The following is a 26,714-nucleotide window of genomic DNA, read 5'->3' on the forward strand; positions in this document are numbered from 1 at the left end:
GAACTAAGCTTGGCTGTTAGAACTCAATCTGTACGAGTGCCCACACAGATGATTGCTTTATATTGTTAAAGAACGTTTTGAGTCGCTTTAGCGTCTCAAGGGATGCGTATAATACATCCTTTATTTTTCGAGTCAACACTTTGTTTTAAACTTTCTTTTTGGAAGATTTAAAACCGAAGTTTTATTTAACTCTCTGAGTAGTTCGCGTCTCGCTAGGCGTTGACGTTTCCCGTCTCAGTGGGGTCGCATTATAGGGAAATCCGAAAACAGATCAAGCATTTTTTACTGAAAAACTAAAAAAAAACGACGTTCGCTCAGTAACTGAGCTAAAGCGCCTAAAACTGATAGTTTTATAAACAATTACTGCTTTTGTGGCACTTAAATAAGCTCTGCTGTTACACTCATAATTTAATATAACTGTTAGTTAAAGGTGCAAATATGACAATCCGTTCTTATAAAGGTGTTATCCCTTCATTTAATGCGTCTGTTTATATAGATGAATCATCGGTATTGGTTGGCGATATTACTTTGGGTGATGATAGCAGCGTGTGGCCGTTAGTTGCTGCCCGTGGTGATGTAAACTATATACGCATTGGTGAGCGTACTAATATACAAGATGGCAGCGTGCTGCATTTATCGCGAGCAACCAAAAGTAACCCCGAAGGTTATCCGCTTATAATTGGTGATGATGTAACGGTTGGGCACAAAGTTATGTTACATGGTTGTCAGTTAGGTAATCGTATCTTGGTGGGAATGGGCGCAATTATTATGGACAATGCCATTGTTGAAGATAATGTGATTATTGGCGGGGGTTCATTGGTGCCACCAAATAAGCGTTTGGAGTCTGGTTACTTATATGTAGGCAGTCCAGTTAAGCAAGCTCGAGCGCTTACCGAGCAAGAGCTTACATTTTTAAAAGTATCTGCGGATAACTATGTACTGCTTAAAAATGAGTACTTAAGTGACGACGTTATATAAGCACTTAGCTAATTAAGCTGACTTCTATTTGGCCTGCCGAGTTGTAACTTTCATCTTCGATAAGTTGCTCGGCGCGCTCTTCGTAATCAAAACGATTTTTTTCAAAATAACTTGTTGCATGACTTTCATCGGTCAAACCTAAACTACTTACCGCAATAACACATTCCACCAGCATGCCATTTACTTGTGCAAAAAAGACTAATTGGTGCGCTGGCTCTCTAAATTCTAACCTATCTATAAATTGTATTGCTTGGTTCATGTAAGTGCTCCCTGTTTTAGTGCATTAACGACAGGTAGTATTGCAGGCATTTTATTACGCCATACATAATATGCCTGGGCAGCCTGACCAACTAGCATGCCGCTGCCATCCAACAATTTAGTCTTACTATTATACTGCGCTACCCAATTCATAAAAATGGTATTTTGCAGTGAATAAAACATGTCATACGCTACTTCACAGTTAGTAATATGTTTTTGATCAAGTGCTGGAAGCTCGTCATTCATACTGCTAGAGGTAGAGTTTATGATAAGCGCATAATCGTTTTCTGGTAGATTGTTAAAACCATAACCCGATACATTCCCATGTTGAGCAAACAACTTTGCTAAATTTTGTGCTTTTTCGGCGGTACGATTAACAATAACAACTTCCTGTGGCTGATGATCCAGCAAGGGTAAAACAACCCCCCTTGCAGCCCCGCCTGCGCCTATTATTAAAATACGTTTACCGGTAATACTGACATTATTAGCCAGCAGATCGTTTACAAAGCCGATGCCGTCGGTGTTATCGCCTAGTAACGTGCCGTCTGTTTGCTTTTTTAAGGTATTTACTGCACCGACAATTTTAGCTAAAGGTGTGAGCTCATCTGCCATTGCAAAAGCCTGTTCTTTAAAGGGCATAGTAACATTAGCTCCCTTACCGCCTTGAGCAAAAAAATTCGATACTGTTTTTTCAAAGTTATCGATAGGTGCTAAGATTGCGCGATAGTCGATTTGCTCACCTAAAGAGATAGCAAATTGTTTATGTATCGCGGGGGATTTTGAATGTTTTATTGGATTTCCAAAAACCGCATATTTGTCCATTTTAAAGCAACCTCTTTGCAGTAGTAATACTGCCTATTAACGATGATAAATAATATGATTAAACGACTTTTTTCAAAATCTAAGCCCACCACAATAGAGCAAACACCCACACCTGAAAAAACACCTTATGAAATACTAGGTGGAGAAGCAGGCGCACTTGCTATTGCAAATAGATTCTACGATATTATGGCTACAGATGAATACGCTAAACCATTATATGATATGCATCCTCTGCCATTAGATCGAATTCGCCAAGTGTTTTTTGAATTTTTATCTGGCTGGTTAGGTGGTCCAGACCTATTTGTAGCAAAACATGGCCACCCTATGCTGCGTAAACGCCATATGCCTTTTACCATTGATCAAGACTTGCGCGACCAATGGATGTACTGCATGAATAAAACCTTAGACCTTGAAGTAGATAATCCATTACTACGAGAAGGCCTTAAGCAATCGTTTGGACAGCTAGCGAGCCATATGATTAACCAGCATTAACGCATAACGCTAAATACAAAAAAGGCGCTATGTAGCGCCTTTTATATTTACACGAGAAGCCTTAAAGCTGGCACTCTCTAGCAATTAAATCATTTGGTTGTGTACTCAACCATTGCTGAGGGCGTAAGTAATACTGGTATAACTTAGCCTCAGCACTCTCTGCGTCTGGAGTGTAGTTATACTCCCAACGCGCTAACGGTGGCATAGACATTAATATAGATTCGGTGCGACCACCCGTTTGCAAACCAAACAAAGTGCCTCTATCCCAGACTAAATTAAACTCTACGTAGCGGCCACGACGATAAAGCTGGAAGTCGCGTTGCTGCGCTGTGTATTCATCTTTTTTACGACGCTCTATAATAGGTAAGTAAGCCTCTAAAAAGCCATTACCTACTGCTTGCGTAAAGGCAAAGCTTTGCTCAAAACCCAGTTCATTTAGGTCGTCAAAAAATAACCCACCTACACCGCGTGTTTCATCGCGATGCTTTAAATAAAAATATTCATCGCACCAGGTTTTGTACTTTGGATACAACTCATCGCCAAATGGTGCACATAAGTCATGTGCTACTTGATGCCAATGTACTACATCATCAAGTACAGGATAAAAAGGGGTTAAGTCAAAGCCACCACCAAACCACCATATTGGTTGTTCGCCCTCTTTTTCGGCAATAAAAAAACGCACATTGGCATGACTGGTTGGTATATGTGGATTTTTTGGATGAATAACCAATGACACACCGCAAGCATGAAAGCTTCGCCCTGCAAGTTCGGGTCTGTGTGCGGTTGCAGATGCGGGCATAGAGGCACCAAATACATGCGAGTAGTTAACACCGCCTTGCTCAATAATATTACCATTAGTGATAACGCGTGTACGTCCGCCGCCGCCTTCGCTACGCTGCCAGTTATCTTCTATAAACTTAGCTTTACCATCGGCTGCTTCAAGGCCTTGGCTAATAGTGTCTTGCAAAGCCATAAAGTAGGCTTTTACTTGCTCTAATAATTTACTTTGCATATTAACCTCTAAATACTTTGCCATTCATGGCATCTTTAATTGTACTTGGTTGCGTATTACCACCGAGTGGCTCATCAACATAATAACCTACCTGCTCAGTAAACTGGCTTTTAGCCTCGGCAATGCTTAATACTGTATTTTGACCGCTTAAATTAGCGCTAGTTGATACCAGTGGCTTACCAAACTCTTGGCATAAGCGCTTTACGGTTGGATGGTTAGTCACCCTAACTGCAATAGTGTCATACTGCCCAGTTAACCACTTTGGGGTGTTTTTAGCTGCGGGCATAACCCAAGTAATCGCATTTGGCCAACTTGAAAAAATGTCGGCACGTTTATCCATTGGGATTTTGGCATCATCTACATATTTTAATAACTGCCCGTAGTTATCGGCAATTAAAATAAGGCCTTTTTCGACCGGGCGCTGTTTAATAGCCAGTAGTCGCTCAACTGCTTGTTGATTATCTGGATCGCAACCTAAGCCATATACAGCTTCTGTAGGGTATAAAATCACTTCGCCTTGCGCTAAACATGTTATAGCAGCAGCTATAGTAGATTGATCTGACAAAATCGTCTCCAGGAGTTTTAAACGTTATTCAGTGGCTGCAATTTTATGCATACAACTTTTTTGCGGGCATTGTAACACAGTGCTATTAGCCATTTTTCTCTCAATCAGCAGTGGCCAGTTACATTCTGGGCACGATTGCTCAACCGGTTTATTATTCAGCGTATATTTACAGCTTGGGTAGCAATCGCATGAATAAAATATTTTACCAAATTTATTACTACGTGAAACTAAACGGCCTTTTTTACATTTAGGGCAACTAGGTAATGGCTCTTCATTTTGCTTTGCCTCGTTTTCATTGGCAATGTAATGACACTCTGGATACCCTGTACAACCAATAAACATACCGTAGCGGCCATTTTTTACCACCAGCTGCTTACTACATTGTGGACATGCGGAATCTTCTAGCACTTTTATTTCACTGCTATCGTGATGCGCCAACGGGCGAATAAAATCGCACTTGGGGTAGCTGGCACAACCTAAAAATGGGCCTGATTTACTATTGCGGATCACTAACTCTGAACCACATTGTGGGCATATCTCATATTCTTTTTCTAGGGCGTGCTTATTCGCCGAGAAAAGCGAATGGTCGATTTTACTCATGGTGATCCTAAAGGTTGGTGAATTCTCGCCTAATATACCCAAAACACTTAAAGATACAATAGCTATACCCATTACATTAAATTAGCGGCCAATTATAGCGTAAAAAGTACGGTGCAATAATAAGGCAAAGATTATGGCATATACTTGCTATATAAATTACTTTTTCGAAAGTACTTAAGCAATTTAATTTACTCGTATGCTCATGTTTTGTATTAAATAGGTATTAATAGGTATCTTGAATTTAGGTATTAGTGAAGTAAGTCCCCGGGCTGGTCAAATATAAGATCCTCCATTTGCTCACAAGCCACTTCTGCTCCGGGTATATTAAATAGCACCATTAACACCACCCACTTTAAATCGTCTAACCCTATAAAAGATTTATCTAGCGCTGCTAAGCGGTCCATTACCATTTCACGGGTAATACCATTAGTAACGCCAATGCGTTCAACAAACATTAAAAAATTACGGCACTGCACATCCAGCATTTTGCATTCGTGGTCGGTAAATATTCTCATTGTTTGTGGCGAGTCAGTGATTAAATATGGTGATGTGTCACTATGCTGTAATTCGGCTAGCTGCTCTAGCCAATCTAGTGCTTTAAATATTTCGGCTTGATTAAAACCAGCTCGTAATAATTCATCGGTCAATTCGTTAGGTTCAATGAAGAGCCCAGCGTCGTTGTGAATATAGTTTTCAAAAAGATACATAAGCACTTCAAACATATCACCACCTCGCATTTAGCTTAAGTACTTAGTTTAGGGTCTGTTAATCTTTCAAGGTTAAATTTGCAGCAGCCTGTTTGGTATTTAGGCAAGGCAGAGCCTATGTGGTGTATTCCCCATAAATTGGCGATAACGCAGCATTAATGCCACACAGGCGCTACCCGAAGGGTTCTGCCTAGGGGCAATTAACTCTTTGTTGCTCGGTTTTTACTTAGCCCACTAGGTTACAAACCTCGCGCCGCGATTAAATTGCCTCTAGTTTGAACAAATATTAACCCGCAAAGGTCAACAGACCCTGATGTAACCATCTAAAACTCGCTCTATTTGATCATCTAGCTCCAAGTCCAGCAATCTGGCTTGCACTTTATCAATTGGCCACTGAGCACGGCGAACAATGTCATCAACACTGGTTACCTCAAAGCCAATACTATTTAACACCTCACACTGGGAGTCTTTATTGGTTTGGGTTGACTGCTCTGGAGTTAAAAAACCACTTTGATAAGCAAAGCTCACCTCATCAAGAATATCACTTACATTCTCCACGAGCTTAGCACCTTGCTTAATTAAAAAATGACTCGCTTGGGCAAGTGGGTTTTTAATCGATCCGGGAACAGCAAATACTTCTTTATTTTGCTCCAGCGCATAGCGTACAGTAATAAGCGAACCGCTTTTAATTTCAGCTTCAACAATAAGTACCCCCAGCGACAACCCCGATATAATACGATTACGACGCGGAAAATTATGCGCATTCGCGGCAGTACCAGGTAAAAACTCACTTACAAGCAAGCCCTGCTCTAATACTTGATTTGTAAGTAGCTTATGCTGCTTAGGGTAGTAAATATCAACACCGGTACCCAGCACGGCAATGGTTTTTCCGCTGCCAGCTAAGGCCCCTTTATGCGCAGCTCCGTCTATACCGCGGGCCATGCCTGAAGTAATAGTGATTCCAGCTAAGGTAAGTTGATATGCAAACTCAGCAGCTATTTCCAGCCCGGTGGGAGTGGCGTTACGGCTCCCAACTATGGCTATTTGTGGGCTAGTTAATAACGACACATCGCCTTTGCAAAAAAGCAATAAAGGCGCACTGGCTATTTGTTTTAAATCTTCGGGGTAAGCGGCATCAAAAATACTAATAACCGTTATATTATTGTGTAGGATTAACTGTTCATAATGCGTAATTTGCTGCCAATTAGTGTGCAACAAATTAGTAGCTTGATTAGCACTTAGTCCTAATTGCAGTAATTGCTGATGAGATAAGCCAAACAATGACTCAAGGGAATGGTTTTTAGATAGTGCTAAAAGGGTTTTAATACCCAACCCTTTACATATATAAAAGGCAAGCCAGTGGGCTAGCTTGCCAGATGACTGATCCATGCTCTCTCCTAGAGCACCGACTCGCTACTTAATGAATAACTGCAATATCTCCAACGCGAATTGGGTGCTGATTTTTAGTTATTAGCGCATAACTTACGTTGTCATACACCTTAAATACAATTAACTCACCTACTTTTTCTTTCGGCATTTTCCAAACCGTACTTCCATCATCGGGTTCAGCACCAAAAAACTCGTTAGCATTTGAAATTAACTTCTCAAAGCGACTTGAGTCCTCGGTGTAGCGAGGACCACGAGGACCATCTATAACGCTTGGTGATTGGCGTTCAATATCAAGTACATGACCCACTTCTACTTGCTGCTCTGACCCTAAGTTTAGCACCACTACATCCATAGTGCTAAATTCTCTAGAATCGCTTGGCGAAGCAATAACATAACCCAATACAGCCTGGGTAGGACGATGCATATTAAAATACGCTGGTAGCATTTGCCCTTCCATTGCTGGAAGTAAAAAGTCGCCTTGTTTTATTTCGCGCTTCACCGACTCAACTCTGACCGATGCAGGCTCGCCATTAGCGGCATCGCCTTTTCTAAAGGCGCGAGCCATACCAACATAAGCAGCACGATTAGCAAGTACCCTTCCAGTTTCTGGGTCTAAATATGGCTTACCTTTATGATAAATTGCATAAGCTTGGTGTAACTTTAAATCGCCTTTAACGTATAAAATATGCCCTAACGTTTGTGTTTTCGTGTTCTCGTTTGCCCCTAAAATATAAGGTTTAGCTTTTATATCGTCGCTATTTATAGCTTGCTCATAAGTTATATAAGGTCTGATCATTTCTAGTGGCAAGGTGGTAATTGCATTTTTGCCTTTAGGGGTAATTCGCCCCTGAGGAGACAGCTTTCGGTACGCTTTATTTATCACTAAACGTGGATTTCCCTGCGCATCGTAGATTAATGCTAAGGCATCGCCGGGATAAATAAGGTGAGGGTTATTAATTTGCGGGTTCAATTGCCACAACTCAGGCCATAGCCAAGGTTCGTTTAAATAAACCCCAGAAATATCCCAAAGTGTATCGCCTTTTTTCACAACATACTGTTTAGGTGCATCTTTTTTTATTTTTAGCACATCAGCATAAGTAGAAAATGCAGCACCTAATGCAACGATAATTGCAATTAATGGAGATTTCATTGGGCTTCCTTGTATTGTTTTTTCATTATTATTGACCAAAACCTGTTAAAGGGGAACGCGAATGGCTAAAATAAGAGCATACAATACCCTAAATTAAGCATAAGTGTAAAAGGTAACTATGGCTACGTTAGAAGTTTTAAGATTCCCAGATGAACGTTTACGTACAATAGCACAAGAAGTTGCACATGTTGACGACCAAGTCCGTGTGATTATAAAAGACATGCTAGAAACTATGTATGATGAAAATGGCATTGGTCTTGCTGCCACACAAGTTAATATTCATCAACGCATTGTAGTGATTGACGTATCAGAAGAGCGCAACGAACCACTGGTATTAATTAATCCACAAATCATTAAAAAAGACGGTACAACCGTAAGCGAAGAAGGCTGCCTTTCTGTGCCTAACTCTTACGCAAAAGTTGATCGCGCAGAAACGGTTACTGTTGCCGCGCTTAACGAGCAAGGCGAAGAATTTGTACTAGATGCAGATGAACTACTAGCTATTTGTATTCAACACGAACTAGATCACCTTCAAGGTAAGCTTTTCATTGATTACTTATCGCCATTAAAGCGCCAACGTATTCGTAAAAAGCTTGAAAAAGAAGCCAAATTTGCAGAATAGTAATAAGCACCTTAGGAAAACTCAGTGACTCAACCATTACGCATTATATTTGCCGGTACGCCGGACTTTGCCGCACGTCATTTACAAGCGCTGATACAAAGCGAACACCAAATATTGGGTGTGTATAGCCAGCCAGACCGCCCGGCAGGTCGTGGTAAAAAATTAAAAGCCAGTGAAGTCAAAGAGCTCGCACTTGAGCACAACTTACCGGTTTTTCAGCCACAATCACTAAAAACAGAAGACGCCTTAAATGAGCTTACTAGCCTTAATGCCGACATCATGATTGTAGTGGCTTATGGCTTAATTTTACCTAAAGCCATTTTAGATGCGCCGCGATTAGGCTGTTTAAATGTGCATGGTTCTATTTTACCACGCTGGCGTGGTGCTGCCCCGATTCAACGTGCTATTTGGGCAGGTGATGAACAAACCGGCGTCACCATAATGCAAATGGATGAAGGGCTAGATACTGGCGACATGTTACATATAAGCCGCTGCCCTATTAGTGCCACCGAAACCAGTGCCAGTTTATATACTAAATTAGCTGATCTTGGCCCTGGTGCACTTATTGACACTATTAACAACTTAGCGAATGGTAAAATAACCCCTGAGCCACAAAATGATGCCGCGGCTAATTACGCTAAAAAGCTCTCAAAAGACGAAGCCAATATTGACTGGTCTATGAGCGCGGCGCAAATTGAGCGCAACATTCGCGCGTTTAATCCGTGGCCGGTATGCTTCACCCAAATGGGAGGGCAGCCAGTAAAAATTTATCAAGCACATGTTGTAGAGCAATCAAGCAACCAGCCTGATAATAACGGGCGCGTTTTGTCGAGCGACAAACATGGCGTTATTGTAGGTTGTGGCGAACATGCTTTATGTATTACGCAATTACAACCGCAAGGTAAAAAACCAATGGCAATTAACGACTTTTTAAATGGTCGTAGTGACTGGGTTACTCCTGGCACAATATTAGGCGAAAATAATGAGTAATGTTCCAAACGTACGAGCGCTTGCCGCTGAAACTTTATATAACGTAGTTGATAAAGGCGCTTCGCTTAATCAAGAACTACCATTTGCCAGCCAAGGCTTGCCACCTAAAGATAAAGCCCTGCTACAGCAAATTTGCTATGGCGTTTTACGCTATTTACCAAGCCTTGAAAACTACTGCCAACATTTAGTTGAGGAGCCGTTAAAAGGTAAGCGTAGAATATTTCAGTTTTTATTGTATGTGGGCATTTACCAACTACAACACATGCGTGTTCCGCCACATGCGGCAATTTCAGAAACTGTAAATGCACTACAACAATTGCGTGCTTTGGGTTTAAAAGGACTTATTAACGCTATTCTACGTAGTTTTCAGCGCCAACAACTTGAGCTTGAAGAAAAAGCCAAACTTATTCCGGTGTGTTTATACAATCATCCAAACTGGTTTATCAAACAAGTTAAAGAAGCTTATCCTGATAGTTGGGAAGATCTGCTTGCAGAAAACCAACAGCAAGCGCCTATGTGGCTGCGTGTAAATCAAGCGCAATACAGCACGCAAGAATACAGCGATATGCTAACAGCTAACGATATTGAGCATACACTTAACCCTGATTTTATAGATGGGATAAAGTTAGCTAAACCACGAGATGTATTTTCATTACCCGAGTTTGATACCGGTGCTTGTTCTGTACAAGATGCTGCTGCACAGTTAGCTGCGCGCTTTTTAGAGCCTAAAGATGACGACACTATTTTAGATGCCTGCGCCGCGCCGGGTGGCAAAACCTGTCATATTTTAGAGTTGGCCGATGCTGAGGTACTTGCCCTTGATAGCGATGCAACTCGCCTAGAGCGTGTTAAGCAAAACTTAACTCGTATAGGCTTAGGTGCCGACCTGCAATGTGGTGATGCATCACAACCACACACTTGGTGGGATGAAAAACAGTTTGATCGTATTTTACTCGACGTACCTTGCTCGGCTACCGGTGTTATTCGCCGCCACCCCGATATAAAGTGGTTGCGTCGTGCATCAGACATTGCCGATTTAGCAGCATTACAAGGCGATATACTCGATAGTATTTGGCCGCTTCTAAAGCCAGGTGGCACCTTGGTATACGCTACTTGTTCAGTACTCCCTCAAGAAAACCAACAACAAGTTGCTAAGTTTTTAGCTAATAACAATGATGTTGAGCATATTCCTCTACATGATAAAGACACGCCCACCACACCTGGTTTACAGTTACTTCCTGGTGAAAGCGATGGCTTTTATTACGCTAAACTAGTTAAAAAAATATAACCTATACAGCACACAACAATTAGCTATCTATCTTATTTTAGATAGCTAATACTTCATAGCAATAGGTACTTATAACACTGGTAAATAATGAAAATAATCATACTCGGAGCTGGCCAAGTAGGCGGCACACTAGCTGAAAATTTAGTTGGTGAACAAAACGAAATAACGGTCGTTGATATTGACGGCAACCGCTTACGCGAGCTTCAAGATAAGTATGACCTACAAGGCGTTGCTGGTCACGGCGCTCACCCAGATGTACTTCGCAGAGCCGGTGCGGAAGACGCCGATATGATTATCGCGGTAACCAGTTCAGATGAAGTAAACATGGTTGCCTGCCAAGTTGCGTATAGTATTTTTAATACCCCGACTAAAATAGCCCGAATTCGTTCTGAGCAATATTTAAAGTATCGTGAAAAGCTGTTTCATAACGATGACTTGCCGGTCGATCACTATATTGCTCCTGAGGCATTAGTAACTAAGTACATTCGCCGCTTAATAGACTACCCAGGCGCATTGCAAGTGCTGCAGTTTGCCGATGGCATGCTCTCTTTGGTTGCTGTAAAAGCTTACTATGGCGGTTTATTAGTAGGTTATGCGCTATCTACGCTTAAACAGCATATTCCCAATGTGGAAACTCGTGTAGCCGCTATTTATCGCCAAGGAAAAGCGATAAAACCTCTAGGCACAACAATTATTGAAGCCGATGATGAAGTGTTTTTTATAGCAGCCACTAAACACATCCGCGCCGTTATGAACGAACTCCAAAGGTTAGAGCGTTCATATAAAAACATTATGATTGCTGGTGGCGGTAATATAGGCGCAGGCCTAGCGCGCTCACTGGAAAAAAATCACAGTGTAAAATTAATTGAGCGCAGCAAAGAGCGCGCCGAGCAACTCTCTGAAATGCTCGACAACACGATTGTTTTTTGCGGAGATGCGTCAGACCAAGAGCTATTGTCAGAAGAGCATATAGATCAGGTTGATGTGTTTATTGCGGTAACCAACGATGATGAAGTAAATATAATGTCGGCCATGCTAGCAAAACGTATGGGCGCACAAAAAACCATGGTACTTATTCAACGCAGTGCATACGTTGACTTAGTACAAGGCGGCGATATTGATATTGCAATTTCACCACAAGAAGCCACTATTTCGGCATTACTTACTCATGTTCGCCGCGGCGATATCGTTAACGTATATTCACTACGCAAAGGTGCAGCTGAAGCTATTGAAGCTGTTGCCCATGGTGATGAAAATACATCTAAAGTAGTTGGCCGAACTGTAAGGGATATAAAACTCCCAGCAGGTACTACTATTGGTGCTGTAGTACGTAACGACGACGTGCTTATTGCCCACGACGATACCATTATTATGTCGGGCGACCATGTCATCATGTTCTTAATTGATAAAAAGCACATTAATATTGTAGAAAAACTATTTCAGGTGAGCGCTATATTTTTATAGCAGTACATTGTTGGTACTTTAAACACAAAAAAGCAGCTTAGTTAAGCTGCTTTTTTAATATAGGGTACTAAAGCTTTATTGTACTTTGGCAAACTCTTCTTTAGAAAGTTCGCCATTACCGTCAGTATCTAGCTGATCAAATATTTTTACTAACTGTGTATTTGCCGCAGCTTCTTGCTGAGAAATAACACCATCGCCGTTGGTATCAAAAGAGGCAAAATCCACTACTGCATAGGCTGCTGCTGAAGACGCTAAAACTAAAATCGCAAGTGATGTATTTAATACTTTCATAATAATCTCCTAAAAATGAGAGGTCCTTCTCAGAAATCCCTGGCTGTGAAAAATAACCGAAAAAGTAATTAGTAGTTAGCAAACTCTGCTTTAGAAAGCTCACCGTTACCATCTGTATCTAACTCTGCAAATTGTGCGATTAAATCGGAATCTACCGACGCTTCACTTTGGCTAATTGCGCCATTACCATCTACATCAAGGGTATCAAAATCACTTGCTGCAAAAGCGGCTGATGACGATGCTAGAGCGATAAGTGCGAGTGCTTTATTTAACTGTTTCATAATTTAATCCTTTACTATGTTATTCAATGCTTTATCAAAAAATTAGATATACTAAGGTTTATACTTTCCTTGTTATTCTTTTTCATAAGCTCCCTTGCTTACTTAGGTTGTCTTTGGCAACACAGAATTTTATCAACCTTGCATTTTGCTTATGCTTTAGAAAATTCTTCTTTTGATAACTCACCGTTTTGGTCAGTATCAAGCTCTGAGAAAATACTCATTAACTCTGCATCAACAGCAGCTTCGCTTTGACTAATTGCGCCATTACCATCTACATCAAGGGTATCAAAATCACTTGCTGCAAAAGCGGCTGATGACGATGCTAGAGCGATAAGTGCTAACGTTTTATTTAATGTTTTCATAATCAATCTTCCTTCAAAGTTTATGTTAACTGCGATTAAGTGCTTCACTTTAAATCACGTTTAATGCAATACAGCTTAACTATTACAACTTCGATGCCAACATTTAAAACATCAATAACTTCAATTAGTTAAAGGTAACATGCACTTAAAGGTGATAATTAACCGTCTGTTTTTGTTGCCCTTTTGCAACACACTTTAAGCCCAAAAAATAAGTTCGAACAAATTCAATGCCTTACAAAAAGCAAAAAACGCCACAGATTATAAATACACACTGTAAGGAGACTGTTTAGCTGGGGTATTCAACTCGGTTACAGCTGAATAATTTTTGAAATGAAAATAACCAATAGCTTTTATTTTTATAAATAATTGTTTTTTATCGATTATTTTATTTTTATCAATGCAGGTATGCGTTATTTAAAATTAAATTTAATAAATCGCTATTTTGTTGCAAAATAGCGAAATGTACAGTTACTCGGTTTCTGATTGGAGTATTGAAGGGTCAATAAAGTGATCCCCCATAAAGCTTTTCATTTCTTCTTCGCTGGCTAATAGCTTTATTCCACAGTAAGCACCTTGAACGTGTTCTTTCACGCTACAAATTTCTCCCTGAAAGTCTTTAACTTGCTTATTACTGCTATCGAGGATGATTGAGCATTGCATCCCTTTAATGTTTTCGGCCTGGGCTTTGTCTTTAAGATCAAACTTTACGCCCGTTAGCGAAATATCTTTAATTACCCCGTCGAGTATCCTGTCATCACTAAGTTTTAGCTTGGCCGATAATAAGGTAGGTATACGAGTTTGCGAGCGTAAATCGAATAACTGCACTTGCTTTGGGTAATTAATAAAAAGTAAGCGTGCGGGATGAGATGCAACTGACATTATTTGCTGACGAAAAGCGATAACCTGCCCACCACTTCCCTCTATTAGTGCTCTTACTACCACCATTACCCCATCGTGCAGGTAGTCGCTTGCTGTAGGCAGGCGCTTTGAGCTCGGATAGTTTAAAATAATAAATCGATTTTCGAGCAAACCTATAAACTCTGTTTTTACACGCTTGCTGGCTGTTGGTGTTAAAATTTCAAGATCAACCATGGCACCAGACATTATTTGGTGTAACTTTTCTAGGTTAGTTGTTGGCATATCCTTTTCCCTAATACTATTTATAAACTAACAATTAAATTATCCGCGCCAAAATGTAGGCGTAAACAGCACTAATAAAGTAAATATTTCTAAACGGCCAAATACCATAGCAATGGTAAGCAACCATTTAGCACCATCACTAATAGACCCATAGTGCGATGCAACATCTCCTAAGCCCGGGCCAAGGTTATTTAAACACGCTGCAGTAGCAGAAAATGCTGTAATGTTATCCATACCGGTTCCCATCAGCGCTAGCATAATAATTATAAACACCAATGCGTACGCTGAGAAAAACCCCCATACAGCTTCTACTACTTTGTCTGGCAACGCTTTGCTGCCTAACTTGATAGAATATATAGCCCGAGGATGCACTAGCCTATTAAGCTCTCGCACGCCTTGTAAGTATAGTAAGAATACGCGCACCACTTTCATACCGCCACCGGTAGAGCCCGCACAGCCACCTATAAAGCTCGAAAATATAAGCAGTATTGGTAAAAATAATGGCCAAGCCGAAAAGTTATCGGTGGCAAATCCTGCCGTACTGCTAATTGAAACAGCATGAAATAGCGCTTGGTCGAGTGTTTCATCGCCATTGGCATACACTTCATGAGACGAAAGCACGGTAAAGCAAATCACCACCAGCGCTAACTGAATACATAAAAACACTTTAAACTCAGGGTCGCGAATATAAACACTGATATTTCTACTTGCTACCGCAGCGTAATGCAGTGAAAAGTTAATGGCTGCAATAATTAAAAAGAACACACAAATAAAGTTAATTACTGGGCTATCAAAATGCCCCATAGAGGCATCATAAGTAGAAAACCCACCAATGGCGACCGTTGAGAACGCATGGCTTATTGCGTCAAACCAATCCATGCCTGCAATCCAATATGCCAAGGTACACGCAAGTGTAATTGACACATATATATACCAAAGGTGCTTTGCGGTGTCGGCAATTCGCGGGGTCATTTTAGAGTCTTTTACTGGCCCTGGTATTTCGGCGCGATATAGCTGCATACCACCAACCCCTAGCATAGGTAAAATAGCAACCGCCAATACAATGATCCCCATACCGCCAAACCACTGTAGTTGTTGGCGATAAAATAATACCGATTTAGGCAAGTACTCTATACCGGTTAGTACCGTTGCTCCGGTGGTGGTTAACCCCGAAAACGCTTCAAATACCGCATCAGCCAGTGATAGGTTTGGCTCTTGTAAAAATATCAGCGGTAAGGATGCAAACGCGCCAAGTACCAACCAAAATAACACAACAATTAAAAACCCTTCCCGCGCTTTTAAATCGCCATCTTCGTGGCGGTTAGGGTAATAAGCCATTAAGCCAATAGTGACACTAAAAATAAAAGCCAAAACAAAAGGAACACCACCACCGTCTTTATAAATTAAAGACACGATTGCCGGAGGCACCATGGTAATACTAAACAGTGCAACAAGTTGCCCAAGGATTTTTATAATGGTACGAAATTGCATTTAGCGTATCGCTTTTATTATTAGTAAGTTTAACGAGTAAGATATTGTCTTACTCTTTAATGGTTAACTCAACCGCGCCGTGGCTTAAATCAAAAATATCTTGAATTGCTTGCGTCGCTTGGCGGCTATCAATAGTAATAACCCATTCAATATTAGCAGTAAATTGCTTATCGATGTTAAGCACTTGATACTTCGTTTTTAATAGTTGCTCAATAACGCCTTGCATACTGTATTCACTACTACCAATTAGCTCAATACTTGGCACTTTATTTATCGTTGATAAGTTAGCTAATGCATTATTTAATGTGCCTCCATAAGCACGTACTAAACCGCCTGTACCTAGCTTTATACCACCAAAATAACGCGTAACCACAGCGGTAACTTCACCAAGCCCTGAGCCCATAAGCACATTTAACATGGGTTTACCGGCGGTGCCATTTGGCTCACCATCATCTGAAAACCCATACACATGGCTTCCTCCTGGTTTACCCGCTACGTGAGCCCAGCAATTATGCCGTGCATCGGCATACTTAGTTTCAATACTTTTTATAAACGCTTTAGCTGAACTTAAATCTGGGGTATGTGCAATATGCACAATAAAGGTGCTTTTTTTAATCTCTTCTTGATGAAAAACATCTGCTGCTGGGTATTTATATTCTGACATTCGTTGATGAACCAAGTTATAAACCAAAAAATGGGGCCAACAGGCCCCTCTTTATAATACAGCTAGTCTAACGCGTGATTAATCTAGCGCTAAATTTCGTGTCATATTCTCAAGGCTATCTTCGTGTACTATGATGTTATCTTCAATACGAATACCACCATAAGGCTTAAACGACTCTACCTTTTGCCAATTAATAAACTGTTTATTATCGGTTTGTGCTAAATCGCCTAGCAAAGAGTCGATAAAGTATAGCCCAGGCTCAATAGTAAACACTTGGTTTTTTTCAATTATGCGAGTACAACGCAAAAATGGATGTCCCTCTGGAGCTGCTTGTTGTGCGCCCATTTCATCAGCCATAAAACCACCCATGTCGTGCACTTGTAAACCTAGGTGATGCCCTAAACCATGTGGGAAGAAGGTAGAGGTAATTTTACGTTCAACTATTTCCTCAGCCGGTAGCTTAACAATATCAAAGTCGCTAAGTATTTGTGCAACTCTATTGTGACACTCAACATGTAAATCACCATAAAGCATGCCGGGTTTTAACCCCGTACCTAACTCTATTTGCGCTGCAGTCATTGCTTGCACTAGCTCTGCAAATTCGCCTTGTTTTTTAAAGTCATACGTACGGGTAATATCTGCCGCATAGCCATTAAAATTAGCGCCTGCATCTATTAAAAATGAGTTGTGTTGCTGCGGTGCTTTTGCCTCAAAGTGCGTGTAGTGCAAAATGGCGCAGTTTTCGTTTAGCGCCACAATGTTGCCATAAGGCATTTCGTTTTCACTTTGGCGAGTTGCCATTAAGTAAGCTTGCTGAATATCAAACTCACTGCCACCATTAAAAAAGGTATCGCGGGCAGCTTTGTGGCCATCTACTGCAATACGGTTGGCGTTACGTAAACATTCAAGCTCATATTGGGTTTTATAAGCGCGGTGGTAATGAAAGTAATTTAGTACCGGCTCAGGATTCATAACACTAAAGCCTAGTGCTTGTGCTACTTCTAAGTATTCGCCCACATAAGCGTAGTTAGCTTTGTCGTAGGGCAATAGCTTTTCAACCTGATCGGGCTGTAATAACAATTCAATGTCAAAATACTCAGCCCAAAAATCGCGCGGCTCATCTGGCACTTTATGCCAAAAATCAACCGGACGATAAAAAATAAGTTTAGGCTTGTCGCTACCATTTACCACAATCCAGCAATGTGGATTGTCTAGTACTGGTAACCAAGCTTTAAAGTGTGGATTAACTTTAAATGGATAATACATATCATCTAAAAACTGACGCTTAGCTTGGCCCGAGTGAATAACTAATCCCTCTAACCCTTCACGTTCACAAATTGTACGAGTACGTTGTTGCAGTGTTGCAATATGTTCGGCGTATAAAACGGCTAATTTATCCATAATAAACCCATCTGTTGTATTTAACTTGCTTTGAGTCTACCACACACATAATCCATACCCAAAGCGCTCAAAATAAGGGGAACATCTAACCTGATTAGCATCCCCTTACCTTTATTAATTATCCGCCCATTTTCATTTCGAGTAGCGGCGCCAGTATATTTCCCTCGCGGTGTAAACGCGTATGATAAACCTGCCTGTAGGCAAATACGTTTTTAACATAATCGCGAGTTTCTCTATACGGGATCAATTCAATCCATAGCTCTGCTGGAATAGCTTCATCTGGTAACCAGCGTTTAATACGATGATACCCTGCGTTATATGAAGCCGTTGCCAATATTTCATTGCCGTGGTTTTTCTTTTTTAAATACTGCAAATAGCGCGTACCTAATCTTATATTTGTTTGTGGTTGATATAAGCGGCGGCTCGACACACTGCCTTTATTTACGTAATCGGCAGTACTGGGCAATAACTGCATTAACCCTCGCGCATTTGCTGATGAACGTGCATCGGGGGCAAATGAGCTTTCACGGCGCGCAATGGCAATACTCCACGCCACGTCTATTTTACTGCGCTTACTGTAGCGCTCAAATACATCTTGAAACGCAAACGGAAAACGCTGCTCTACGTTATCCCACGCTTTTATTTTTGCCAGTGTAAAAATAGTGCTGTCATGCCAACCCAGCTCTGTGGAGAGTATTGAAGCAGCTAACTTTTCTTCGTCACTCGAGGTGTTTGTTAGGTAATTCCATTCGCGACGTGCCGAGGTAAAGCGCTCAAGCTCATAAAAAGCTTTCGCACGTTTGTAGCCCGGGGCATTTTTTACTTTATTAACAAGCGCCTGATCAACAACTAAAGGTTGGTTATTTAAATCAACCGGTAACCCTAATCGTGCCGCGGCTAAAAAACCATAATAATCGCGATTAGCTGCTACTGTTTTCCAAATAGCGTCTGCTTTTTGTTGCTCACCACGTTTTGCGTAGCTGTACGCTAACCAGTATTGCTGGCCAAGACTTAAGTTATCTTTACCAGTAAAAAAGGCTGCAATACCCTCCCAGTCTTGGGTTTTAAGCATATTACCGAGTTGCCACTGAATTAGTTTGCTGTCTTGGCGAGCTTTTGGCACTTTGTTTAGCCAAAAGCTTGCTTGTTTATGTCCGCTGGAAGCAAGCGACAGTGCAAAGGTATAATACACATCTGCTTTAGCTGCATCGCTGTAAGTAAATATTTGCTCTAGCTTTTCCCATGCTTTTAAAGCAAGCTCTTTATCGCGCCAAATTAAACGCTTTACACCATAAAGAGCAATTTGCCCTTCTTTAACCGACTTATTTTTGTATCTGTATAATCCGGCTGCAGCACTTGGATCGCGGCGTACTTTTAAGTATAAATCAGCTAAGTAACCTTCATTACTGGGTAGTAATGTTTTTAAATAAGGTAATAGGCTTTGAGTACCGCCTTCTGCCGCCATAGTCACCCGCTGCCAAACAGCCTCTTTACTCATATAGCCTTTTTTACGCCATAACGAAAAAAGCCCATCGCACGCTTTAGGTTGCGACTTGCCTACCGTCCATAAATCAGTTACTTGGTTAAATATCGCTTTTTCTGGCGCACCTAAATCAAGTTGATAATCTAAATATGTACAAGTCAGTTCAGTATCAGAGGTTTTACGGTAATTGCGAATATACGCTGCTTTTTTATTATGCTTTTCTAAATAGCTTAACCATGCTTTACGCACTGGCCACTCTAGCGGCGTATGCTGATAAATAGTGAGGTAATCCTCTATTTCTGCTTGGTGTTTTATATCTGGATGTCGTTGCCAATATACTTTTTCAACATAAGGCTTTAATGGATGATCAAGATTACTTATAGCCATTTTAAAGTCTTGGTAATCACCATAGCGAACTTTTTTTTCAGCGTCTAAAAATGCATCGTTATCGATGTTTGCCTCAACGCAGTGAAGAGGGAAAATAAAAACCGCTGCCATAGCATTTAATAAATATTTTTTCATAATGCCTTCATAATAAAATTAAAATAATAAGCAAAAACTTTTGTTCCACCATAGCACCAAACAAGCTATATTTTAACCAACTGTTTTGTAACCAAGTTAAATTTTTCGTTGCATTTTTAATTCAAAGCAAGCACACTGATTAAATCGCAACTCATCGTACCAGTCTTAGTTCGTCAACTAGGGAGAATAATAATGTTATATAAAAGCGATTCCTTTGAAGTTAGCTTCATAAAGGAAAACATCGCCGAGTTTAAGTTTTGTGCTACAGGTTCTGTAAACACACTATCTCAGCAAACCCTTTCAGATTGCGCAACAGCATTAAAACAATTAGCTGCAAATACTGATATAAAAGGCATGATTTTTACCAGTGATAAAGAACACTTTATTATTGGTGCCGACGTATTCGAATTTTTACCTATATTTACTAGATCTGAAGCAGAACTAGTAACTTGGATAAAAGAAGCCACTGACGTTTTTGACGCTATCGAAGACTTACCATTCCCAACTCTAAGCGCTGTAAATGGCTTAGCACTTGGCGGTGGCTGTGAGTGGGTACTTGCTACCGATTATCGTGTAGCAAGCGAAACTGCACAAATGGGTCTTCCAGAAGTAACCCTTGGCATAATGCCTGGTTTTGGTGGCACAGTACGCTTACCGCGCATTATTGGTGCCGATAACGCCATGATGTGGATTACCTCAGGTTCTACTAACCGCGCAGCAGATGCCCTTAAAGTAGGTGCTTTTGACGCAGTAGTTAGTGCTGACAAACTTATAGAGTCAAGTGTATCAACACTTGAATTAGCAATTGCTGGCAAGCTCGATTGGCAAGCAAAACGCAATGTAAAGCTACAACCACTTAAATTAAATCGTGTTGAGCAAGGCATGAGCTTTGCAATGGCTGAAGGCATGGTAATGGCTAAAACTAAAGGCCACTATCCTGCACCTGTAATGGCTGTAAAAACCATTAAAGCAGCTGCTAACTGTACTCGTGATGAAGCAATGGCAATCGAAAATGCCAACTTTGCTAAATTAGCAGGCACGCCAGAAGTTGCCGCGCAAATTGGTATATTTCTAGCCGACCAGTACATTAAAGGTAAATCACGTAAACTTGCCAAACAAAGCGATGTAGAAATTAAACAATCTGCAGTGTTAGGTGCTGGCATTATGGGCGGCGGTATTGCATACCAGTCTGCTTATAAAGGTACACCTATTATAATGAAAGATATCCAACAGGATGCACTTGACTTAGGTATGGGCGAAGCCTCTAAGTTACTTGGCCAAAAAGTTAAACGTGGCCATATGTCGATGGAAAAAATGCTTGGTACGCTAAGCAAAATTAAACCGACCCTTAATGATTCTGATCTACAAAGTGCCGATATTATTGTTGAAGCCGTAGTAGAGAACCCTAAAGTTAAGCAAGCAGTACTTGCAGAGCTTGAGAAGACCATGCCAGAGGGCACGGTACTTACCTCAAACACTTCGACTATTTGTATTGATTTGCTAGCAGAAGCGTTAGATAAACCAGAAAACTTCTGTGGTATGCACTTTTTTAACCCAGTACCAAAAATGCCGTTAGTAGAAATTATCCGTGGTGCAAAAACCTCTGATAAAACCATTAACGCCGTAGTTGATTACGCGCTTAAATTAGGCAAGTCTCCTATTGTTGTTAACGATTGCCCTGGCTTTTTTGTAAACCGTGTTTTATTCCCTTACTTTGCAGGTTTTAGTAAATTAGTAGTTGAAGGTGCTAACTTTGCAAAAGTAGATAAAGTAATGGAAAACGTATTTGGCTGGCCTATGGGTCCGGCTTACTTACTTGATGTTGTAGGTATTGATACCGCTTTTCATTGTACTGGCGTAATGGCCGATGGCTTCCCTGAGCGCATGGCGCGTGCAGATAAAGACCCAGTGACTATTTTTGCTAACGAAAAGCGTTTTGGCCAAAAGAACAAAGCTGGTTTTTATAAGTACGAAACAGATCGTCGCGGTCGTCTTAAAAAATCGCATGACGAAACTGCAATTGAGCTGCTTAAGCCAATTACTGAAGCAGAAAAAGCATTCGATAAACAAGAAATCATTGACCGTTGTATGATCCCAATGCTTAACGAAGTACTACTTTGTTTACAAGAAGGCATTGTTGCATCACCACAAGAAGCTGATATGGCACTTGTTTACGGTGTTGGTTTCCCTCCATTTAGAGGCGGCGCGTTCCGTTACTTAGATCAAACCGGTTTAGCTAACTTTGTGGCAACTGCCGACAAATATGCTCACTTAGGTGCGATTTATCAAGTATCAGAGCAAACTCGTCAATGGGCCGAAGAAGGTCGTGTTTTCTATAAGGTGGAAGGTTAATATCATGAATAATCCAGTAATTGTAGATTGTATCCGCACACCTATGGGTCGTTCTAAAGGTGGCGTATTCAAAAATAAACGTGCCGAAGACTTAAGCGCACATTTAATGAAAGGCTTACTCGATCGCAACCCAGCAGTTGATCCAGCATCAATTGACGATATTTATTGGGGTTGTGTACAGCAAACATTAGAGCAAGGCTTTAACGTTGCACGTAACGCTGCATTACTTGCCGGTATTCCGCATAGCGTACCAGCAGTAACAGTTAACCGTTTATGTGGCTCGTCAATGCAAGCATTGCATGACGCAGCACGCGCAATAATGACTGGCGCTGGTGACACTTACCTAATTGGTGGTGTTGAGCACATGGGCCACGTACCTATGACTCACGGTAACGACTTTCACCCAGGTTTAGCAACAAGCATTGCACAAGCTGCTGGCTCTATGGGCTTAACAGCTGAATACCTAGCAACACTGCATGGCATTAGCCGTGAGCAGCAAGATGAATTTGCGTACCGCTCACATCAACGTGCTCAAGCTGCAACTGTTGAGGGACGTTTTCGCCGCGAAATTTTAGCAATGGAAGGTCACGCAGCAGATGGTTCACTTATCTTAGTTGAAGACGACGAAGTAATTCGTCCAGAAACAACGGTAGAAGGCCTATCAAAGCTGCGCCCAGTGTTTAATCCTGCATCGGGTACGGTAACAGCCGGAACTTCTTCTGCACTTTCTGACGGCGCATCTGCAATGTTAGTAATGAGCGAAGCAAAAGCAAAAGAACTTGGCTTACCAATTCGCGCACGCATTAAAGCAATGGCAGTAGCGGGTTGCGATCCATCAATCATGGGTTACGGCCCAGTACCAGCAAGCAAAAAAGCGCTTGCACAAGCAGGTATTACAATTGATGACTTAGGCGTAGTTGAGCTTAACGAAGCCTTTGCAGCACAATCATTACCTGTAATGAAAGATTTAGGGTTAATGGATGTAGTTGACGAAAAAGTGAATTTAAACGGCGGAGCAATCGCACTTGGACACCCACTAGGCTGTTCGGGTTCGCGTATTAGCACATCGCTTATTCACTTAATGGAAGACAAAAATGTACGATACGGTTTAGCAACTATGTGTATTGGTTTAGGCCAAGGCATTGCCACTGTATTTGAACGTGTTCAAGACTAATTAGTTTAAACATGTAAAACCATCTTGGTGATTAAAAAGGCGAACTGATTTTATGCAGTTCGCCTTTTTTTATTGGTTTATTTTTAGTTGTTTTATATGGTTATATTGAAAAACTGGAATACTGTGATCGGGTGTATTATCTGTTATTGCCACGCTCTATTGATTAAACCCTTTGATTAAATAAGGTGTGTAATTTAGATATGAGTAAAATAGTTAAATAACGCTTTAAATTGCGCTAAACTCTACAACTTATAAAATGTAAAACCCTAATGTGCAGCAATCGCTTTAACTAAACAGGCAAATTTATTATGAGCTTTAATAACCCCGATCACCAATTAGATGCCATAGGCCTTCGCTGCCCAGAGCCAGTGATGATGGTACGCGCTGCTATTCGTAAAATGAATGATGGTGAAACGTTATTAATAACCGCTGATGACCCATCAACAACTCGCGACATTCCGAGCTTTTGTACGTTTATGGATCACACGCTGGTGGCTAAAGATGCAGAAGCAGCACCGTATAGATATGTGGTGAAGAAAGGGCTTTGAACTGGCGTAGGTTGGGTTTCGTTTCACTCAACCCAACCTACAGAAAATCTACTTCTTCGTTATCGTCACTTGTGGCTTGTCGTAATTACTGTAATCAATACTTACTATGTAGGTGCCTTTTATTGCGGGCGTATAGCTAAAGTAATTATAAATAGTATTACAGTCGGCAACTGCAGGTTGGCCTAGTGTTAGTTTTTGCCCTGCTGGCTGAGTATCGCTGTAGCCACAGTTGTAACCTTCACTAAAGTCGGCATCGGCAATTTTAAATTCGTATACTTTACCAGGCGTTGAAAATTTAACTTCTGCTTGATACAGCGATCGCGCTACTTGGGTAAATTGGTACTGTGGCTCTGCATCCCATAAGGTAAAGTCGCCCCTTAAATACACGGTACGATCTAATTTTTGTTGTGGTAATACATCATCAAGCGTTATTTGCGTAGAACAAGCAGTTAAAAAACTAACAAGTGCTAAGGTTAAAATACGTTTTATTGGGCTTTTCATTCGAGATCCTTACTTTATATATGCAGGTTAATAATACACCAAAATTAAAACTAAAAAGCCAGCAAAACGCTGGCTTTTTACATTATGGAATAATGTTATTTTTGTAGTACAGAAATGTCTGCAATACCTAAAAACAATCCGCTTAACTGACTTAAAAGCGCCAGACGATTTTGCTTAACTGCTTCGTCGTCGGCCATAACCATCACGTTATCAAAAAAGCTATCAACACTTTGACGAATACCAGCCAATTGGCTTAATGCTTCTTGGTAATTACCACTGGCGTAAAGTGGTGCAAGTTCAGTAGCAAATTTTGCTACTTGTGCCGCAAGTACTTTTTCAGCGTCGTCGGTTAGTAAACTTTCATCTACATTACCTTCGCTGGTAATGTCGTTTTTAGCAAGTATATTACTTACGCGCTTATTAGCGGCTGCAAGCGCTTCTGCTGCGTCTAATGTGCGAAAGTGGCTTACTGCTTTAACACGGCGATCAAAATCAACAGGTTTAGTCGGACGACGTGCAAGCACAGCTTGAATCACATCTACTTCTATTCCTTCGTCTTGATACCAAGCACGGAAACGCCCTAACATAAACTCAAACACATCGGTTGATACATTCAGATTAGTTAGCTTATCGCCAAACAAGGTTTGCGATTTAGCAACTAGGTCTAAAATATCAAGCGGTAGCTCTTTTTCTACCATGATGCGCAGTGCACCAATAGCAGCACGACGTAAAGCAAACGGGTCTTTGTCGCCTTTTGGCGCTTGGCCTATGCCAAAAATACCCACTAAGGTATCAAACTTATCGGCAATCGCTACTGCGCAACTAATTAAGTTGGTAGGTAAGCTGTCGCCTGCAAAGCGTGGCATATATTGCTCATTCTGCGCTAGTGCTACATCTTCAGCTTCGCCGTCAAAACGTGCGTAATGCATTCCCATAACACCTTGGATGTCGGTAAATTCCATCACCATTTCGGTCATTAAGTCAGTTTTACTCAATAAACCAGCACGTTGTGCTAGCTCTTTATCTGCACCAAGTTGCTGGGCAATATAACCGGCAAGCTCGCTAATACGCGCAGACTTGTCTTTAAGTGTACCTAACTGTTTTTGAAACAATACGCTATCGAGAGATTCTAAACGGCTTTCTAGTGTTTTCTTTTTATCGCTTTCAAAAAAGAATTGCGCATCGGCTAATCGAGGACGCACTACTTTTTCGTTACCCGAAATCACTACGCTAGGATCTTTACTTTCTATGTTAGACACAAACAAAAACTTATTTAAAAGTTTGCCGTTTTGATCTAAAAGCGGAAAGTATTTTTGATCGTCTTTCATCGTGTAAATAAGCGCTTCGGCCGGTACTGCCAAAAACTCTTCTTCAAATGTAGCCGTTAATGTTACTGGCCATTCTACCAGTGATGTTACTTCTTCAAGTAAATCTTCATCCATGGCTACAACCGCATTTATTGCTTTTGCTGCAGCTTCTATTTGCGCTCGAATTTGCGCTTTACGCTGCTCGTAATCGGCAATAACGTAGGCTGATTTTAAAACATCAAAAACGTCATCAGCATGGTTAATGGTAATTTTTTCAGGATGATGAAAGCGATGTCCTTGAAGCTGGTTACTTACCTGCTTACCCAGCACTTCACCTGTTACTAACTCATCACCCAATAAAATAGTTACCGTATGCACTGGACGAATAAATTGTGTTTTATTCGCGCCCCAACGCATTGGCTTAGGAATTGGTAATTTAGCCAGCGCTTTATTAATAACGTCGACCATCAGCGTTTTAGTTTCTTGCCCTGCTACTTTAGCAAGGTGCAGCAACCACGCGCCTTTGTCGGTTTCAAGTGTTTGCGCATCTTTTACTTCAATACCACAACCACGTGCCCAACCCATTGCAGCTTTAGTAGGATTGCCATCTGCATCAAACGCTGCCTTAATTGCTGGGCCGCGTTTTTCTACTTCTTTATCTTGTTGTTTTGCATCAAGCGCTATTACGCGAAGGCCTAAACGACGTGGTGATGCATACCAGCTTACGCCTTGATGCGCTAATTCTAATGTCTCTAGTTCTGCAGTTAAGTTTGCAGCAAATGCTTCTGCTAATTTACGCAGCGCTTTTGGTGGCAACTCTTCGGTGCCAATTTCTACTAATAAGTTTTGTGCTGACATGC

At 41.1% G+C, this 26,714-nt stretch carries 27 protein-coding genes; 9 read left to right on the forward strand and 18 right to left on the reverse strand.

Features of this window, described 5'->3' with window-relative positions:
• Positions 1-438: 438 nt before the first annotated feature.
• Positions 439-978, forward strand: coding sequence for a gamma carbonic anhydrase family protein (locus HC000_RS09745; RefSeq protein ID WP_011326765.1), 540 nt, complete (start codon positions 439-441; stop codon positions 976-978).
• Between the two features lie 4 nt (positions 979-982).
• Here the strand turns inward: HC000_RS09745 and HC000_RS09750 are convergent, their stop codons facing one another.
• Both HC000_RS09750 and aroE read right to left on the reverse strand, forming a co-directional pair.
• The gene (locus HC000_RS09750; RefSeq protein ID WP_011326764.1) at positions 983-1,237 is read right to left on the reverse strand and encodes a DUF1488 domain-containing protein; all 255 of its coding nucleotides are present in this window, start codon (positions 1,235-1,237) and stop codon (positions 983-985) included.
• Positions 1,234-2,058 carry a shikimate dehydrogenase gene (gene aroE / locus HC000_RS09755; RefSeq protein ID WP_179807557.1) on the reverse strand — a complete coding sequence of 275 codons (825 nt, stop codon included), beginning with the start codon at positions 2,056-2,058 and terminating at the stop codon, positions 1,234-1,236. Before aroE ends, HC000_RS09750 begins: the two co-directional genes overlap by 4 nt.
• A 54-nt stretch (positions 2,059-2,112) precedes the next feature.
• Between aroE and HC000_RS09760 the strand changes: the two genes are divergently transcribed.
• On the forward strand, positions 2,113-2,550 hold the full coding sequence (locus HC000_RS09760) for a group II truncated hemoglobin (RefSeq protein ID WP_179807558.1): 438 nt from the start codon (positions 2,113-2,115) through the stop codon (positions 2,548-2,550).
• A 61-nt stretch (positions 2,551-2,611) separates the two neighbouring features.
• On the opposite strand, the gene hemF is transcribed toward HC000_RS09760, so the two are convergent.
• From hemF to HC000_RS09790, 6 genes are all read right to left on the reverse strand, one after another.
• Complete coding sequence (gene hemF, locus HC000_RS09765; protein WP_179807574.1) at positions 2,612-3,562, reverse strand: oxygen-dependent coproporphyrinogen oxidase; 951 nt, start codon at positions 3,560-3,562, stop codon at positions 2,612-2,614.
• 1 nt (position 3,563) lies between these two features.
• Positions 3,564-4,127: an L-threonylcarbamoyladenylate synthase gene (locus HC000_RS09770; RefSeq protein ID WP_179807559.1), complete on the reverse strand. Its 564-nt coding sequence runs from the start codon at positions 4,125-4,127 to the stop codon at positions 3,564-3,566.
• Positions 4,128-4,151: 24 nt separating this feature from the next.
• Positions 4,152-4,727: a topoisomerase DNA-binding C4 zinc finger domain-containing protein gene (locus HC000_RS09775; protein ID WP_179807560.1), complete on the reverse strand. Its 576-nt coding sequence runs from the start codon at positions 4,725-4,727 to the stop codon at positions 4,152-4,154.
• A 248-nt stretch (positions 4,728-4,975) separates the two neighbouring features.
• Complete coding sequence (locus HC000_RS09780) at positions 4,976-5,449, reverse strand: DUF494 family protein (protein ID WP_011326758.1); 474 nt, start codon at positions 5,447-5,449, stop codon at positions 4,976-4,978.
• A 285-nt stretch (positions 5,450-5,734) separates the two neighbouring features.
• On the reverse strand, positions 5,735-6,823 hold the full coding sequence (gene dprA, locus HC000_RS09785) for a DNA-processing protein DprA (RefSeq protein WP_179807561.1): 1,089 nt from the start codon (positions 6,821-6,823) through the stop codon (positions 5,735-5,737).
• Positions 6,824-6,851: 28 nt separating this feature from the next.
• Positions 6,852-7,973: a LysM domain-containing protein gene (locus HC000_RS09790; protein ID WP_011326756.1), complete on the reverse strand. Its 1,122-nt coding sequence runs from the start codon at positions 7,971-7,973 to the stop codon at positions 6,852-6,854.
• 118 nt (positions 7,974-8,091) lie between these two features.
• Here HC000_RS09790 and def point away from each other — a divergent pair, with 118 nt between their 5' ends.
• The 4 genes from def to trkA all read left to right on the forward strand — a co-directional run bounded on the left by def (position 8,092) and on the right by trkA (position 12,337).
• Positions 8,092-8,595, forward strand: a complete 504-nt coding sequence (gene def, locus HC000_RS09795) for a peptide deformylase (RefSeq protein ID WP_011326755.1) — start codon at positions 8,092-8,094, stop codon at positions 8,593-8,595.
• 24 nt (positions 8,596-8,619) lie between these two features.
• Entirely contained in the window at positions 8,620-9,585 is a 966-nt protein-coding gene (gene fmt, locus HC000_RS09800; RefSeq protein WP_179807562.1) for a methionyl-tRNA formyltransferase, read from the forward strand.
• Entirely contained in the window at positions 9,578-10,873 is a 1,296-nt protein-coding gene (gene rsmB, locus HC000_RS09805) for a 16S rRNA (cytosine(967)-C(5))-methyltransferase RsmB (protein ID WP_011326753.1), read from the forward strand. The genes fmt and rsmB overlap by 8 nt, the downstream gene beginning before the upstream one ends.
• 87 nt (positions 10,874-10,960) lie before the next feature.
• A complete protein-coding gene (gene trkA, locus HC000_RS09810; protein ID WP_011326752.1) occupies positions 10,961-12,337 on the forward strand; it encodes a Trk system potassium transporter TrkA in 1,377 nt (458 codons plus the stop codon).
• Between the two features lie 75 nt (positions 12,338-12,412).
• Here trkA and HC000_RS09815 read toward each other — a convergent pair whose 3' ends face one another.
• From HC000_RS09815 to HC000_RS09850, 8 genes are all read right to left on the reverse strand, one after another.
• Positions 12,413-12,628 (reverse strand): EF-hand domain-containing protein, encoded by a 216-nt coding sequence (locus HC000_RS09815; protein ID WP_179807563.1) that lies wholly within the window; start codon positions 12,626-12,628, stop codon positions 12,413-12,415.
• A gap of 68 nt (positions 12,629-12,696) precedes the next feature.
• The gene (locus HC000_RS09820; RefSeq protein ID WP_011326750.1) at positions 12,697-12,909 is read right to left on the reverse strand and encodes a calmodulin; all 213 of its coding nucleotides are present in this window, start codon (positions 12,907-12,909) and stop codon (positions 12,697-12,699) included.
• A 149-nt stretch (positions 12,910-13,058) separates the two neighbouring features.
• Positions 13,059-13,271, reverse strand: a complete 213-nt coding sequence (locus HC000_RS09825; protein ID WP_058372236.1) for an EF-hand domain-containing protein — start codon at positions 13,269-13,271, stop codon at positions 13,059-13,061.
• Between the two features lie 468 nt (positions 13,272-13,739).
• The gene (locus HC000_RS09830) at positions 13,740-14,411 is read right to left on the reverse strand and encodes a flagellar brake protein (protein ID WP_089367525.1); all 672 of its coding nucleotides are present in this window, start codon (positions 14,409-14,411) and stop codon (positions 13,740-13,742) included.
• A 39-nt stretch (positions 14,412-14,450) separates the two neighbouring features.
• The gene (locus tag HC000_RS09835) at positions 14,451-15,902 is read right to left on the reverse strand and encodes a TrkH family potassium uptake protein (RefSeq protein ID WP_011326747.1); all 1,452 of its coding nucleotides are present in this window, start codon (positions 15,900-15,902) and stop codon (positions 14,451-14,453) included.
• A 49-nt stretch (positions 15,903-15,951) separates the two neighbouring features.
• Positions 15,952-16,566, reverse strand: a complete 615-nt coding sequence (locus tag HC000_RS09840; RefSeq protein WP_179807564.1) for a YigZ family protein — start codon at positions 16,564-16,566, stop codon at positions 15,952-15,954.
• 78 nt (positions 16,567-16,644) lie between these two features.
• Complete coding sequence (gene pepQ, locus HC000_RS09845; protein WP_011326745.1) at positions 16,645-17,967, reverse strand: Xaa-Pro dipeptidase; 1,323 nt, start codon at positions 17,965-17,967, stop codon at positions 16,645-16,647.
• Positions 17,968-18,085: 118 nt separating this feature from the next.
• Positions 18,086-19,972, reverse strand: a complete 1,887-nt coding sequence (locus HC000_RS09850; protein WP_179807565.1) for a transglycosylase SLT domain-containing protein — start codon at positions 19,970-19,972, stop codon at positions 18,086-18,088.
• A gap of 192 nt (positions 19,973-20,164) precedes the next feature.
• Here HC000_RS09850 and fadB point away from each other — a divergent pair, with 192 nt between their 5' ends.
• From fadB to tusA, 3 genes are all read left to right on the forward strand, one after another.
• Positions 20,165-22,324 (forward strand): fatty acid oxidation complex subunit alpha FadB, encoded by a 2,160-nt coding sequence (fadB, locus tag HC000_RS09855; protein ID WP_179807566.1) that lies wholly within the window; start codon positions 20,165-20,167, stop codon positions 22,322-22,324.
• A 4-nt stretch (positions 22,325-22,328) separates the two neighbouring features.
• The gene (fadA, locus tag HC000_RS09860) at positions 22,329-23,498 is read left to right on the forward strand and encodes an acetyl-CoA C-acyltransferase FadA (RefSeq protein WP_011326742.1); all 1,170 of its coding nucleotides are present in this window, start codon (positions 22,329-22,331) and stop codon (positions 23,496-23,498) included.
• A gap of 308 nt (positions 23,499-23,806) precedes the next feature.
• Positions 23,807-24,046, forward strand: coding sequence for a sulfurtransferase TusA (gene tusA, locus HC000_RS09865; RefSeq protein ID WP_086996459.1), 240 nt, complete (start codon positions 23,807-23,809; stop codon positions 24,044-24,046).
• A 48-nt stretch (positions 24,047-24,094) separates the two neighbouring features.
• Here the strand turns inward: tusA and HC000_RS09870 are convergent, their stop codons facing one another.
• Both HC000_RS09870 and glyS read right to left on the reverse strand, forming a co-directional pair.
• Positions 24,095-24,547: a hypothetical protein gene (locus HC000_RS09870; protein WP_011326739.1), complete on the reverse strand. Its 453-nt coding sequence runs from the start codon at positions 24,545-24,547 to the stop codon at positions 24,095-24,097.
• A gap of 95 nt (positions 24,548-24,642) precedes the next feature.
• Complete coding sequence (gene glyS / locus HC000_RS09875; RefSeq protein WP_179807567.1) at positions 24,643-26,712, reverse strand: glycine--tRNA ligase subunit beta; 2,070 nt, start codon at positions 26,710-26,712, stop codon at positions 24,643-24,645.
• Positions 26,713-26,714 lie beyond the last annotated feature (2 nt).

Source organism: Pseudoalteromonas sp. MIP2626, assembly GCF_013414205.1.
GTDB lineage: Bacteria > Pseudomonadota > Gammaproteobacteria > Enterobacterales > Alteromonadaceae > Pseudoalteromonas > Pseudoalteromonas nigrifaciens.

Excerpts from the sequence above, each read along its gene's own strand:
- HC000_RS09840 (WP_179807564.1), bottom strand. The coding sequence starts at position 16,566 with ATGTCAGAATATAAATACCCAGCAGCAGATGTTTTTCATCAAGAAGAG.
- def (WP_011326755.1), top strand. The coding sequence starts at position 8,092 with ATGGCTACGTTAGAAGTTTTAAGATTCCCAGATGAACGTTTACGTACA.
- HC000_RS09745 (WP_011326765.1), top strand. The coding sequence starts at position 439 with ATGACAATCCGTTCTTATAAAGGTGTTATCCCTTCATTTAATGCGTCT.
- HC000_RS09835 (WP_011326747.1), bottom strand. The coding sequence starts at position 15,902 with ATGCAATTTCGTACCATTATAAAAATCCTTGGGCAACTTGTTGCACTG.
- HC000_RS09825 (WP_058372236.1), bottom strand. The coding sequence starts at position 13,271 with ATGAAAACATTAAATAAAACGTTAGCACTTATCGCTCTAGCATCGTCA.
- fadA (WP_011326742.1), top strand. The coding sequence starts at position 22,329 with ATGAATAATCCAGTAATTGTAGATTGTATCCGCACACCTATGGGTCGT.
- HC000_RS09780 (WP_011326758.1), bottom strand. The coding sequence starts at position 5,449 with ATGTTTGAAGTGCTTATGTATCTTTTTGAAAACTATATTCACAACGAC.
- trkA (WP_011326752.1), top strand. The coding sequence starts at position 10,961 with ATGAAAATAATCATACTCGGAGCTGGCCAAGTAGGCGGCACACTAGCT.
- HC000_RS09820 (WP_011326750.1), bottom strand. The coding sequence starts at position 12,909 with ATGAAACAGTTAAATAAAGCACTCGCACTTATCGCTCTAGCATCGTCA.
- glyS (WP_179807567.1), bottom strand. The coding sequence starts at position 26,712 with ATGTCAGCACAAAACTTATTAGTAGAAATTGGCACCGAAGAGTTGCCA.
- HC000_RS09750 (WP_011326764.1), bottom strand. The coding sequence starts at position 1,237 with ATGAACCAAGCAATACAATTTATAGATAGGTTAGAATTTAGAGAGCCA.
- HC000_RS09760 (WP_179807558.1), top strand. The coding sequence starts at position 2,113 with ATGATTAAACGACTTTTTTCAAAATCTAAGCCCACCACAATAGAGCAA.
- HC000_RS09830 (WP_089367525.1), bottom strand. The coding sequence starts at position 14,411 with ATGCCAACAACTAACCTAGAAAAGTTACACCAAATAATGTCTGGTGCC.
- dprA (WP_179807561.1), bottom strand. The coding sequence starts at position 6,823 with ATGGATCAGTCATCTGGCAAGCTAGCCCACTGGCTTGCCTTTTATATA.
- tusA (WP_086996459.1), top strand. The coding sequence starts at position 23,807 with ATGAGCTTTAATAACCCCGATCACCAATTAGATGCCATAGGCCTTCGC.
- HC000_RS09870 (WP_011326739.1), bottom strand. The coding sequence starts at position 24,547 with ATGAAAAGCCCAATAAAACGTATTTTAACCTTAGCACTTGTTAGTTTT.
- rsmB (WP_011326753.1), top strand. The coding sequence starts at position 9,578 with ATGAGTAATGTTCCAAACGTACGAGCGCTTGCCGCTGAAACTTTATAT.
- hemF (WP_179807574.1), bottom strand. The coding sequence starts at position 3,562 with ATGCAAAGTAAATTATTAGAGCAAGTAAAAGCCTACTTTATGGCTTTG.
- HC000_RS09815 (WP_179807563.1), bottom strand. The coding sequence starts at position 12,628 with ATGAAAGTATTAAATACATCACTTGCGATTTTAGTTTTAGCGTCTTCA.
- pepQ (WP_011326745.1), bottom strand. The coding sequence starts at position 17,967 with ATGGATAAATTAGCCGTTTTATACGCCGAACATATTGCAACACTGCAA.
- aroE (WP_179807557.1), bottom strand. The coding sequence starts at position 2,058 with ATGGACAAATATGCGGTTTTTGGAAATCCAATAAAACATTCAAAATCC.
- HC000_RS09775 (WP_179807560.1), bottom strand. The coding sequence starts at position 4,727 with ATGAGTAAAATCGACCATTCGCTTTTCTCGGCGAATAAGCACGCCCTA.
- fadB (WP_179807566.1), top strand. The coding sequence starts at position 20,165 with ATGTTATATAAAAGCGATTCCTTTGAAGTTAGCTTCATAAAGGAAAAC.
- HC000_RS09850 (WP_179807565.1), bottom strand. The coding sequence starts at position 19,972 with ATGAAAAAATATTTATTAAATGCTATGGCAGCGGTTTTTATTTTCCCT.
- HC000_RS09790 (WP_011326756.1), bottom strand. The coding sequence starts at position 7,973 with ATGAAATCTCCATTAATTGCAATTATCGTTGCATTAGGTGCTGCATTT.